9 protein-coding genes are annotated in these 11971 nt (G+C 56.7%); 5 read left to right on the top strand and 4 right to left on the bottom strand.

All coding sequences use genetic code 11. The features are described 5' to 3' along the window. The first annotated feature begins 10 nt into the window (after positions 1 to 10). From gatB to rho, 5 genes are all read left to right on the top strand, one after another. Positions 11 to 1510: an Asp-tRNA(Asn)/Glu-tRNA(Gln) amidotransferase subunit GatB gene (gene gatB, locus GSD1FS_RS07030; RefSeq protein ID WP_155588986.1), complete on the top strand. Its 1500-nt coding sequence runs from the start codon at positions 11 to 13 to the stop codon at positions 1508 to 1510. Between the two features lie 252 nt (positions 1511 to 1762). Further along, positions 1763 to 2809, top strand: coding sequence for a GNAT family N-acetyltransferase (locus GSD1FS_RS07025; RefSeq protein WP_155588985.1), 1047 nt, complete (start codon positions 1763 to 1765; stop codon positions 2807 to 2809). A gap of 9 nt (positions 2810 to 2818) precedes the next feature. Then, entirely contained in the window at positions 2819 to 3133 is a 315-nt protein-coding gene (locus GSD1FS_RS07020; protein WP_155588984.1) for a DUF2469 domain-containing protein, read from the top strand. Positions 3134 to 3231: 98 nt separating this feature from the next. Then, positions 3232 to 4896, top strand: a complete 1665-nt coding sequence (locus GSD1FS_RS07015) for an NAD(P)/FAD-dependent oxidoreductase (RefSeq protein ID WP_155588983.1) — start codon at positions 3232 to 3234, stop codon at positions 4894 to 4896. 233 nt (positions 4897 to 5129) lie between these two features. Next, positions 5130 to 7112 (top strand): transcription termination factor Rho, encoded by a 1983-nt coding sequence (gene rho / locus GSD1FS_RS07010; protein ID WP_155589009.1) that lies wholly within the window; start codon positions 5130 to 5132, stop codon positions 7110 to 7112. A 150-nt stretch (positions 7113 to 7262) separates the two neighbouring features. Here the strand turns inward: rho and GSD1FS_RS07005 are convergent, their stop codons facing one another. From GSD1FS_RS07005 to GSD1FS_RS06990, 4 genes are all read right to left on the bottom strand, one after another. Beyond that, positions 7263 to 9224 carry a tubuliform spidroin gene (locus tag GSD1FS_RS07005; RefSeq protein ID WP_155588982.1) on the bottom strand — a complete coding sequence of 654 codons (1962 nt, stop codon included), beginning with the start codon at positions 9222 to 9224 and terminating at the stop codon, positions 7263 to 7265. 77 nt (positions 9225 to 9301) lie between these two features. Further along, the gene (locus tag GSD1FS_RS07000) at positions 9302 to 9706 is read right to left on the bottom strand and encodes a chorismate mutase (protein WP_155588981.1); all 405 of its coding nucleotides are present in this window, start codon (positions 9704 to 9706) and stop codon (positions 9302 to 9304) included. Between the two features lie 118 nt (positions 9707 to 9824). Next, entirely contained in the window at positions 9825 to 10295 is a 471-nt protein-coding gene (locus GSD1FS_RS06995; RefSeq protein ID WP_246166033.1) for an Lrp/AsnC family transcriptional regulator, read from the bottom strand. A gap of 510 nt (positions 10296 to 10805) precedes the next feature. Beyond that, positions 10806 to 11816 carry a LacI family DNA-binding transcriptional regulator gene (locus tag GSD1FS_RS06990; protein ID WP_155588979.1) on the bottom strand — a complete coding sequence of 337 codons (1011 nt, stop codon included), beginning with the start codon at positions 11814 to 11816 and terminating at the stop codon, positions 10806 to 10808. Between the last annotated feature and the right edge of the window lie 155 nt (positions 11817 to 11971).

Raw genomic sequence — 11971 nt, 5'->3', positions numbered from 1 at the left:
AACAGATATTATGGCTGAAAAGTTGATGAAATATTCCGAAGCCGTCAAGGAATTCGATCCCGTTATCGGCTTGGAAACCCATGTTGAGCTGAGCACTCGCACGAAGCTGTTCTGCCCGGCTCCGATCTCGTTCGGCGCTGAACCGAACACCGAGCTCACCCCAGTGAGCCTCGGCTTGCCTGGCTCGCTACCGGTGATCAACGAGACCGCGGTTGATTATGCGATCAAGCTCGGTTTGGCGTTGCACTGCCAGATCAACGAGTGGAGCCAGTTCGCGCGTAAGAACTACTTCTACCCAGATATGCCGCGTGACTACCAGATCTCGCAGTACGACAAGCCGACGAATGGCGAGGGCTACCTCGACGTCGAGCTCGAAGACGGCACGATTTTCCGTGTGCCGATCGAGCGCGCCCACATCGAGGATGACGCCGGCAAGAACACGCACGTCGGCGGTGCCGACGGCCGCATCGAAGGCGCCGACCACTCGCTCGTCGACTACAACCGTGCAGGCGTTCCGCTGATCGAGATCGTCACGAAGCCGATCACCGGCGTTGGCGATCGCGGTCCGGAAATCGCTGGCGCATACATGCGCGCCATCCGCGACATCGTGCGTGCGCTGAACATTTCGCATGCTCGCATGGAGCAGGGCAATATGCGCGCCGACGTGAACGTGTCGCTGCGCCGTGACCCGTCCGATCCGTTCGGCACGCGTTCTGAGACGAAGAACGTGAACTCGTTCCGTGGCATCGAGCGCACGATTCAGTATGAGATTCGTCGTCAGGCCGCCATTCTGGATGATGGCGGTGAGATTCTGCAGGAGACCCGTCACTGGGACGAGGCTGCACAGGCGACCGCTGGCGGTCGTGTGAAGTCCGACGCCGATGACTACCGCTACTTCCCGGATCCCGATCTCGTGATGCTGCACATCACGAACGACCGCATCGAGAAGATGAAGGCCGAGATGCCGGAGATGCCACGTGAACGCCGCAACCGCCTGAAGGACGAGTGGAAGTTCAGCGATGTCGAGATGCGTGACGTGATCAACGCCGACGCCCTCGATCTGATCGAGGAGACTGTCAAGCTCGGTGCAACGCCTGCCGGCGCGAAGAAGTGGTGGCTCGGTGAGCTGTCGCGTGAAGCGAACAACCAAGGCATCTCGCTGGAAGAGCTGCCGGTCACGCCGCAGGAAGTCGCTGACGTCGAGAAGCTCATCGCCGACGGCAAGCTCAACGACAAGCTCGCCAAGCAGACCGTCGCGCTCGTGCTCAAGGGCGAAGGCACGCCTGCCGAGATCGTCGAGAAGCACGGCTTCAAGGTCGTTTCCGATGACGGTATGCTTCAGACCGCCGTTGACGAGGCAATGGCTGCGAACCCAGACGTCGTGGAGAAGCTCAAGAGCGGCAACATGAAGCCGATGGGTGCAATCATCGGTGCTGTGATGCGCGCTACGAAGGGCCAGGCCGATGCCAAGGCGGTCACGAAGATCGTCATGGAGAAGATCAAGGGCTGATGCTCGGCGCATAGTTCGCTATATGGCTCAAGGAGGGCGGTTGCAGATGTCTGCGCCGCCCTCCTTTGCGCGCTTCACCCGATCTTTTCGCACGAGTACCTGCGTGGTTGACAGTAAAAGAGCAGGCTGAATGCCATGCATACACAAAGCTCATACTTACGGTCGAGTGCGTTGAAAAGATAGGCGAGCTAAGGTAGCATATATAGGTTGAAAGATGGGGGACGAGCCCCGTCATCACAGACAGGAATGGACATGACAACTGTAGTGGACGGAAAGTCGGGGGACGAAACCGCACGCTCACGTGAATTGCCATCGCGTATTTCGATTCCCGAGATCTTGGGAGAAATGGTGTATTTGCGCCCGGCGTCGCCAAATGATCTGCCGGCAATGGATCAACTGGACGCCTACGTGAACGCTTCCGGCATCACCGGCAAGGATCGCGTCGCCGAACGCGCAGCCGTGCATGCATGGGTGCGTCGTTCGCAGGCATGGAGTGAGGGCATCGAAGCATCCGATTCCGGTGTGGGGGATCCGGAATCTCGCCGTACCATTGCCTGGTCGATGCTCACTGTGCCTGAAGGCCATGATGACGAGCCGGTGAATCGCAACAACGCCACTGAGTTCATCGGCATGATCTTCTTGATTGACGTTGACGGCTGGGCTCGCTCCGCACGCATCCAAGTGATTCTTGGCAAGGAGTTCCGCGGACGCGGGTACTCGCGTGACGCAATGCCTCGCGTGATGACCTACGGTTTCGCCGACGAGCCAGAAGGCCTCGGTTTGCACCGCATCTGGGTCGCCGTTCCCGAAAAGAACACGCGTTCGTTCTCGGTGTATCAGTCGCTCGGATTCGTGCTCTCGGGCACGTCTCGCGATGCGTTGTGGGACAATCACAACAACAAATACCAAGATCTCAATGTGCTTGACACGTTGGCTGACGAATATGACCCGGTGCAGGCGATGGACGCCTTCGGCATGCATGCGATCATCACGAATCCTGGCATGGAGAAGGCGCTGCTGCTACATCAGCATTCGGTGGCTATCCGCAAGCAGCCGTTGACGGGAGACGCCAAAGAACATCAGCAGGATGACGGCAAACACAGCAATGCGGACGCATCGATGGCAGACAAGATTCGCTCCGATTCGGCTCGCATCGCACAAGACAACGTAGACAGCGAGAATAATTCGTGGCCATACAACAACGAGGAGCGCAACCAGTCGAAGAAGGCTTGGTGGCGTCGTCTCGGGCATGACCGCATGACTTCGCGCGACACGTCCGACGATTCGAAAGAAGAGTAACGCACAAGCATGAGCGCAGAAGATCTAGATAACTACGAGACCGATGCCGAGCTGTCGCTGTATCGCGAATACCGTGATGTGATCAAACTGTTCAAGTACGTGGTTGAGACCGAACGCCGTTTTTATTTGGCGAACAAAGTCGATTTCAACGTGCGTTCGGCAGGGCAGGACGTGTATTTCGACGTGCAGCTTTCCGACGCATGGGTGTGGGACGTATACCGTTCCAGTCGCTTCGTCAAGAATGTGCGCATTGTGACATTCAAAGATGTGAACGTCGAGGAAGTGCAGCAAACAGACATCGACATTCCTGACGATATGCAATAACAATGTCACCCATTACCGATTGTTCGTCGATGAACATAAGTCACGGCAGTCGGTAGACTAGTGGCATATAAAATTCGATATAGCACTGCATACTGTATATGCATTGGCCGGCGCATGAAGCGTTCTGGCATCCCGGTATTCCACATAAGGAGATTCTCATCGTGTCTACAAACGAACCGGAATCAGTTGTTATTATCGGTGCTGGCCCTGCGGGCCTGACTGCCGCTTGGGAACTGGTCAAAGACGGATCGAACGCATACAATGTGACGGTTCTCGAGGAGACCGAAGAGTTCGGCGGCATCGCGCGCACCGTGAAGCACAACGGTAATCGCATGGATATCGGCGGCCACCGTTTCTTCTCGAAAGACGACCGCATCATGCAGTGGTGGGAAGACACGCTGCCGTTGCAGGGTGCTCCATCGTATGATGACAAGAAGCTTGGCCGCGAGGACGCCCATGAGCTGACGCCGGGCGGACCGGATCCGGAGCAAACCGACAAGGTGATGCTCAAGCGCCATCGTGTGTCGCGCATCTACTGGAACAAGCACTTCCTCGACTACCCGATCTCGTTGTCGGCGAACACGCTGAAGGCGATGGGGCCGAAGCTCACCATTCAGGCCGGCTTCTCGTACCTCAAGTCGATGGTGCACAAGCTGCCGGAAGATAATCTCGAGAACTTCTACATCAACCGTTTCGGCCGCAAGCTCTATTCGATGTTCTTCGAAGGCTACACCGAGAAGCTGTGGGGCCGCCACCCGTCGGTCATCTCCGCCGACTGGGGTTCGCAGCGCGTCAAGGGCCTCTCGATCATGGGTGTGTTGAAGAACGCCGTGCAGAAGATGCTGCCGAAGAAGCGCGACAACAGCGAGGTGGAGACTTCGCTGATCGAAGAGTTCTGGTACCCGAAGCTCGGCCCAGGGCAGCTGTGGGAGACGGTGAAAGACAACTGCAAGGCCAAGGGCGTCAAGGTGGTCACCGGCGCAAAAGTGGTCGGCGTCAATCGCGGTGACGATGGCCAGATCGCATCGGTGCTCGTCAAGCATTCGGACGGCACTGAGGAGACGCTGGAAGCGGATCAGTTCATCTCGTCGATGCCGGTCAAGGATCTGGTTGAGGCAATGGACACGGAGAAGCAACCGGCTCCGAGCGACATGAAAGAGATCGCCGAGGGACTGCCATACCGTGACTTCGTGACCGTTGGTCTGCTTGTCAAGCACCTGAAGCTCAAGAACACCACCGATATTCCAACGCTCGGCAACCCGCCTATCGTGCCGGATTGCTGGATCTACGTGCAGGACCCCGGCTACAAGGTCGGTCGCCTGCAGATCTTCAACAACTGGAGCCCGTACCTCGTCAAAGACGTTGACAACACGGTGTGGATCGGTTTGGAGTACTTCTGTGAAGAAGGTGACGCGTTCTGGAACATGAGCGATGAAGACGCCACGAAGTTCGCCATTCACGAAATGACTCGCATGGGCGTGATCTCAGGCCCCGACGACGTGATCGATTCTCACCGCGAACGCGTGAAGAAGGCATACCCTGCCTACTTCGACACTTATGATCAGATGCCGGAGCTCATCGAATACCTCGACTCCTTTGGCAACCTCTATTGCGTGGGTCGTAACGGCCAGCACCGCTACAACAACATGGATCATTCGATGGCCACGGCGATCGAGGCGGTCGATAATATTCGCACGCACAAGACGTCGAAGAACAATGTGTGGTCAGTGAACACCGACAAGGCATATCATGAGACCAAGTAGAGCATAAAAACAAACAGATTGTATGCGAAGCGCGCGCTTACGATATTCATATCGTGGGCGCGCGCTTCGCATTTCGTCGCGATGGTGATGTACCTTGTGTTTTGTATTCAAATCATATGAATCATCTGAACGCCATTGAGCGGTTCAATATTCTTTTTCTGCCACAAAGCGCCAGTATGCGTGTGGCCTAGGGAAGGTAAGTCAAAGTGGCCGATAGCCCAAATCTAACTGAAATGAAGCTGCCTGAGCTCAAGGAACTCGCCAAGCAGATGGGTCTGCGCGGAGTTTCGGGGATGCGCAAAGGCGAATTGGTGACTGCGATTGAGACTGCGCGCACCAATCAGGCTCCTCTCACGCAGGCAACTGACACTGCTGCAGACAATGCTGTCAAACCGAAGAGAACCGTGCGCGCAAAGGCAGCGCACACCAAGACCGCACAAGCTCAGACCGCTGAAGAGAAGTCGGATGGTGAGAGCAAGGAATACGCCGCGCTTCCTGCTGAAGAAGAGATGACGCAGATTCGCACCCGTCGTGTTCGCGGAAAGCATCGTCAGAGTGAGCCGGAGCGCGAGACTGCCGGTAAGACTGAGAAGAAGACCGCTGATACTGCGGAACTGCTGGATTCACTGCCGCTGCCGGAGCGCGGCGAGCATGTGCGTGGACGTCGCCGTGTGCTCAACGAGCCGTTGCCGCTGCGTCGCCGTGAAGCGGCGAAGACCGCTGGCGATGACGAGACGAAGCAGGAGCTCGACGATATTCTTTCGTCGCTGCCGCTCAAAGCTGATGCCGAGGAGCCCGAGGAGCGTACACATCGCCGTCCGCGTCGCAACGAACGTAACGATCGCAACGAGCGCGGTGATCATAACGATCGCTCCAATGACCGCAATGAACGTGCATCTCGCAACGATCGCAACGAGCATGAGGATCGCCCGCATCGCCGTAATCGTGCGGATCGTGATGATCGTAACGAACGCAATGATCGTAATGATCGTAACGACAATGCCAACGAACGTCGCGGACGCAACGACGACCGCAATACTCGTGACAATCGCGACAACACCGAAGATCTCGTCGAAGTCGGTGGCATCGTAGACGTGCTCGACTCTTATGCGTTCATCCGCACGTCCGGCTACCTGCCTGGACCGAACGACATCTATGTGTCGATGGGGCAGATCAAGAAGTACGGCCTGCGCAAGGGCGACGCCGTGCGCGGCTACACTCGTGCCCCGCATGAGGGCGACCGCCGTAACCAGCGCCAGAAGTTCATGCCGCTGCAGTCGATCTTCCTGATCAACGGATTGAGCGTTGAAGAGGCTCAGGATCGCCCGAGCTTCAGCAAGCTGACGCCACTGTACCCAGACGAGCGTCTGCGCATGGAAACGACGCCGAACCGCCTGATCGGACGCCTGATCGACATCGTGTCGCCTATCGGCAAGGGTCAGCGTGGTCTGATCGTGTCGCCTCCTAAGGCCGGTAAGACGATCACGTTGCAGAACATCGCGAACGCGATCACCGTGAACAATCCGGAAGTGCATCTGATGGTCGTGCTCGTCGACGAACGCCCTGAAGAGGTGACCGACATGGAGCGCACGGTCAAGGGCGAGATCATTTCGTCGACCTTCGACCGTCCGGCCTCCGACCACACGATCGTCGCGGAACTCGCCATCGAGCGCGCCAAGCGTCTCGTGGAGCTCGGCCAGGATGTGGTGGTGCTGCTCGATTCGATGACTCGCCTGGCTCGCGCCTACAACATCGCAGCTCCGGCTTCCGGCCGCATTCTGTCGGGTGGTGTGGATGCGCAGGCGCTCTACCCGCCGAAGAAGTTCTTCGGTGCCGCGCGCAACATCGAGAACGGTGGCTCGCTGACGATCATCTCGTCTGCTCTGGTGGAAACCGGTTCGAAGATGGACGAGGTGATCTTCGAAGAGTTCAAGGGCACTGGCAACATGGAGCTTCGCTTGAGCCGTGAGCTTGCCGACAAGCGCATGTTCCCGGCCGTCGACATCAACGCTTCGGGCACGCGCCGTGAAGAGCTTATCACGAATCCGCAGGAACTGCCGGTCATCTACAGTCTGCGCCGTCTGCTCGGCGGTTTGGAACCGGAGCAGGCATATCAGACGCTTGTTCCGCGTTTGAAGAAGACGATGACGAACAACGACTTCCTGAAGGCCATCGTTCAGCAGGGGAATAACTCGCTGAACAACGGCAACAACTAGCAACTATTTCGTTGCCCATTTCGCTGGTGGGGATATAAAACCTTCACAGCACCAGATATCGAAAACCATTTTTCGTTGGAAAATAGCGGTTTTCCCAACCAGGTATCTGAGTGCGTAAGAGGTTTTATATCCCCACCAGCACAATAAGATCTATTGGTTGACGATGACGATGCGCAGATCGGGCCAATGGTTCGCCGCATCCGAGTCGACTTCCTTCGCCAGTGTGCCACCATTCGTGCACATCGTCGCACCATGCTCGAGCAACGCCTGCGCCTGCCCAATCTGCACCGTTTCGCCGAGAATCTCGGACGGGTTCGCGTGCAGAATCAGATTGCTCGCCAAGTCGGAGACGCCGAGCTGCGTGGCCAAACGCTCGCTTTCAGGAATGCGAGACGTCGTATCGCTTGACTGTGAAGATGAGCTGTCGCTCGAACTGCCACCAACGCTTTTTACGCCAAGTCCGGCAGCTGCGGAACCGGCGAACTTGTTCACATCGGCAGAGGCATCGTTGTTCGAAGCCACAACCAGTGAATCCTGAGACCCGCCATCAGCGGACTGCTTCTGCTGCTCATCGGTGCGCGCCTTCGCAATCGCCTTGTCACGATTCTGCTCGATCATGCCACCGATCGAATGCGCGCACCAGTCACGATACGTCTGCTCCGACATCGCCGTGGCGCCGAACGAGTTCGTCGAAGAATTCTCGCCGGAATCAGCGAATTGCGTGGCGAAACGCAACGAAATCTGCCTGTCGGCACTCGCCGCGCCGGTATGTTCGCGAGCCAGCGCGAGCGACTCCATCGCAGCGTCGACCTTCGCCTGATCGTCTTTGAGCGTCTGATTCGAATCGAATTGACTGTCGGTCTTCGCGATGGCCTCTTGTGCCGCGCCCTGCGCTTTGCTCACGTCACCGCCGGTCAACGTGTTGAGATTGGCCGTATACGCATCGGTATATGCCATCGAATACGGAATCATCGCAGACGACAACTGTTTCTGCCCGGCGGAGTAACCGCTCGTCCCCTCACGCGAGTTCGTGCCGGCGCGCTGCGCAAGTTCTGAAGTCAACCCTTGCGTGCCCTGCTGACGAATGCGGCGAATAATCCAATCCACTTCATTCGCCGCGCCGATGTGCTGGTAGGCGTCACTGCGCGCGTTCACCGCCGAAGCGAGATTCGTCACCGCCTTGGCGACCGGCGTATCCCCGCTCAATTCGCCCGCCGTTCCCATCAACGCGGTCAATTGTGTGGAATTGCCGACGGAACCGCTCAAATGCGTCGTATATGAGCCCACATACGCGCTCATATAGTCATGGAATGCCTTCTTATGTGCGGCGTCCGTTTCCTTGATCTGCGCGTCGGCAAGTTCGCGCTCATGATCACGCAACTGCGTGAGCTCGGCGATCAGTTTCGCGTTCGCATCGTCGGCATTCTCTCCGGTCACCGTGTTGATGAGTTGCGCCGACTGGCTCGCCAGCTCGCGCAACTCATTCGCATACGTGCTCGCCGCAGATTTCGGCAGCGCGACGAGCACGAGCGGACTCATCGAAAAATTCTTCGCTTCGGCATACACGTGGAAGTCGAGCGTCGAGCCCGGCGCAGCACTCGCGCCGGCATAAATCGTGTTGCCGTCGCGCACAACAGCCACATTGCTGTCTGCCGACACGTCGCTGACCGCTTGCGCCGGCATCGAGAAGAACACGAACAGGCGCATACTACTAGCAAACTGCTGCACGTTCTGCGCGATCCAGTCGTTTGTTTTCGCGTTCACGTGCACGCCCACGAGCCCGCTGGCTCCATTGATCTTCTCCGCGGTCACATCTGGCCCGTCGAGCGTGTAGCTCGCGGTGAACGACCACGGCAGCGCGCCGTCGAGTAATATATGCGAACTTTTGGCCTGCGCGTTCGACGCGGGCACGACATACATGCGGCGTGAGCGCGCGTCGGAGTCTTTCACCAGAAAAAGATTATCTCCCTCATACTGCGAGCTGAGATCGCCAACACTCGTTTGCTCCGGAAGATTCGCGCGTATGGTAGTGCCCGCGCTGACGCCCAGTGAGAGAGCGGCAAGTGCGGCGATGCCCGCGGTGACGGCGGCGCGTAGTGGTGACGATTTCATACAGAGATTTCTTTTATTTTTGATGTGAATTGGTGAATTGCTCAGTGTGCGGTGTTGCCGTGTATCTAACGAAAATATCAAGCGAAAATATCGAGCACGCCCGGGTCTTCGCCGGTTTCAGCGATGCGCTTGTGCCGTTTCTTCGCTTCGGTGACCACGAATTCGCGGTATTCCTCGGCGATCTGTGGGTCGAGCCCGGCTTCTTTGGCGATGCGTTGCAAACGTTCCATCTGCTGATTCTCGCGCTGGTAATCCGCGGGCGCGAAACCGGCCTGCGCTTTGAGCACACCCACCGAAGACGTGTATTTGAAGCGTTCTGCGAGTAGCGCGATGATCGCCATGTCTACATTGTCGATGGACTGGCGCAGCACAGTGATTTTCTTGACGATGGTTTTCGTGTTCTCGTCTTGCCAGTTGCCTTCGGAGTCGATCACTGTCTCATTAGACTCCGAGGCGTTTCGTTCAGTACGCTCTTCGCTCATATTTCTACAGTAGCGTCAACATGCTACCGCCATGTGAGCAAAGCGCGTACTCTCGAAACGCCTCGGATGCACAGTTGCGCGGGCTAGCGCGGAATTACCGCATACTTCGGGCAGTGGTTTACTTCGGGAAGTAGCGGTGCAGAACCATCGTCGTCTCCACGTTCGATGGGACGATGCGGTGAATGCGCGTGACCAGATCCTCGAGCTGCGGCACAGACGGCACGGTGACCGTCAGCACATATACCTGGCTGCCCGACACGGCGTCGCACGAGTCAATGCCTTCGATTTCCTCGAGCTGCTTGGGAATGTTTTGTTCCGGATTGTATTCGAGCGGTGTCACCGAGACGAACGCGTGGATTGCTCCCGCGGTCTGCTCTGGGTAGTGGATGATCGCTCGATACCCAACGATGATCCCGTTTCGTTCGAGTTTCTGCACACGAGATTGCGTGGCAGAAATGGAAAGGGATGCTGCTTCTGCGAGTTGCGCCAAGGTTGCACGGCCGTTGTGCTCAAGAATATCGAGAATGATATTGTCTTTTTCATCAAGAGCACGGCCTTCGACATGGCGGTTCTCAATTGATGCGTGCATGGTGTTTATTTCCTTGTCTTTGTTCTCAGAGGTCGAAACAATTTTCATGTTTGATAATAGAACTACGGCATCTTTTATGCACAGGTATTTAGCCTCTCCGCGAACAGAATTTTTGCACGCTTTTTATTGAAAATTGTTGTAAGTTGAAATTTTTCCCCGCAGATCTTGCGGAACTATCAGTAAAAAGTGACTCATCGTTGCATTTGCTTTGTTTTTCAGCTCGACAAATTCGTTCACTTTGTGCTTTTTATTCGCTCGCTCGGCAGTATCGCTGGTAGAAAATAATTCGCTTTATTAAACACAATATAAATATTTGTTGAATTATTTTCTGAATGTTTGCTGTGAAGCTATGGCTTGACTTGACTTTTTCAATTTCCGTGCTCTTGTGTTCTCGTGACCGATATAAATACGGTTCAAAAGAGCGCCGTTTTTTGGCCATATATATTGGTCGGAAACGGCGTCCAAATGACTCATATATAGGTCGGTGGGAAAGCAAGGCGAGCTGACAGGCTAGAGGCTGCGCACGGTTTCGCCGGGGTAGAGGCTGCCGCGCACGATGGTCGCCGTCTGCTCGTCGCTTGCCGTCCCCTCGATTTCTCCGATGAGTTTCTCCGCCGCCAGCTGCCCGATGTCGAAGGCGTTCTGCCGCATCGTGGTGAGTGTGGGGTAGATGATGCGCGACATCATGATGCCGTCATAGCCGACGATGCTCAGCTGTTCGGGGATGTGCACGCCGCGCTGACGCAGAATACTACTCACGCAGATCGCGGAGTAGTCGTCTGGATACATGATGCAGGTCGGCGGTTGCGCGAGCGAGAGCAGCAACTGCGTCGCCCGCTCGCTTTGTTCGGGGTTGTGGAACTCGGCTTCGAGCAGATTGCTCGGCGGCACCTCGATGCCGTGCTCGCTGCATGCGTCGGTGAAGCCGGCGATGCGTTCCTCGGTCACCTGCGTGCGCTCACCGTGGATGAACGCGATATTGCGGTGCCCGCGCGAGATCACATAGTCGGTGAGCGTTTTCATATCGTGCCGATTGTCGCTGAAAATCGCCGGCGAATCGGGGAACTGGTAGTCGATGGTGATGATCGGAATGTCGCTGTTCGCCAGTTCCGTGACCTGCGGATTGGTGAAGTCTACGCACGCGATCAGCACGCCGTCGCAGCGGCGATATTGGCAGTGCGTGAGCAGCGAATGCCAAGGTGCGCCCTCGGTGTTGCTGGAAATCAGCGTGATGTCGTACCCCTGTTTTTCGACGGTTCGCTTGAAACTTTCCAACAACGATGAGAAGTATTCGTGCCGCAGGCCGCTGCCCGCCTCGTCGATGAACACGACGCCGAGATTGCGCGTGGCGTTGGTGCGCATCGTCTGGGCGATCGAATCCGGCACATAGCCGAGTCGGTCGGCCATCGCCTTGACTTTTTCGCGCGTTTCGCTGCTGACGTCGCTGTAGCCGCGCAGTGCTTTGCTCACTGTCGCGACGGAGATGCCGCAGGCCTGCGCGATGTCTTTGATTGAAGTCATGGTGGTGGCCCCGATTCTTCCGTGATGTTGCACTCTCGATGATAGACGAAGTGCTCCTCTTGGGCGCCGTTCGCCGTGCGCGCTGTGCGTCTCCGCCTTACTGACACGCCTATTACGAAAACGTTTTGTTAAATATTTTCAGTAGTGTTATTATA

The sequence above is a fragment of the Bifidobacterium canis genome, assembly GCF_009727065.1.
GTDB lineage: Bacteria > Actinomycetota > Actinomycetes > Actinomycetales > Bifidobacteriaceae > Bifidobacterium > Bifidobacterium canis.
The sequence above is the reverse complement of the archived record's forward strand: the minus strand, read 5'-3'. Positions and strand labels throughout refer to the sequence as shown.

Excerpts from the sequence above, each read along its gene's own strand:
- gatB (WP_155588986.1), top strand. The coding sequence starts at position 11 with ATGGCTGAAAAGTTGATGAAATATTCCGAAGCCGTCAAGGAATTCGAT.
- GSD1FS_RS07025 (WP_155588985.1), top strand. The coding sequence starts at position 1,763 with ATGACAACTGTAGTGGACGGAAAGTCGGGGGACGAAACCGCACGCTCA.
- GSD1FS_RS07020 (WP_155588984.1), top strand. The coding sequence starts at position 2,819 with ATGAGCGCAGAAGATCTAGATAACTACGAGACCGATGCCGAGCTGTCG.
- GSD1FS_RS07015 (WP_155588983.1), top strand. The coding sequence starts at position 3,232 with ATGCATTGGCCGGCGCATGAAGCGTTCTGGCATCCCGGTATTCCACAT.
- rho (WP_155589009.1), top strand. The coding sequence starts at position 5,130 with ATGAAGCTGCCTGAGCTCAAGGAACTCGCCAAGCAGATGGGTCTGCGC.
- GSD1FS_RS07005 (WP_155588982.1), bottom strand. The coding sequence starts at position 9,224 with ATGAAATCGTCACCACTACGCGCCGCCGTCACCGCGGGCATCGCCGCA.
- GSD1FS_RS07000 (WP_155588981.1), bottom strand. The coding sequence starts at position 9,706 with ATGAGCGAAGAGCGTACTGAACGAAACGCCTCGGAGTCTAATGAGACA.
- GSD1FS_RS06995 (WP_246166033.1), bottom strand. The coding sequence starts at position 10,295 with ATGCACGCATCAATTGAGAACCGCCATGTCGAAGGCCGTGCTCTTGAT.
- GSD1FS_RS06990 (WP_155588979.1), bottom strand. The coding sequence starts at position 11,816 with ATGACTTCAATCAAAGACATCGCGCAGGCCTGCGGCATCTCCGTCGCG.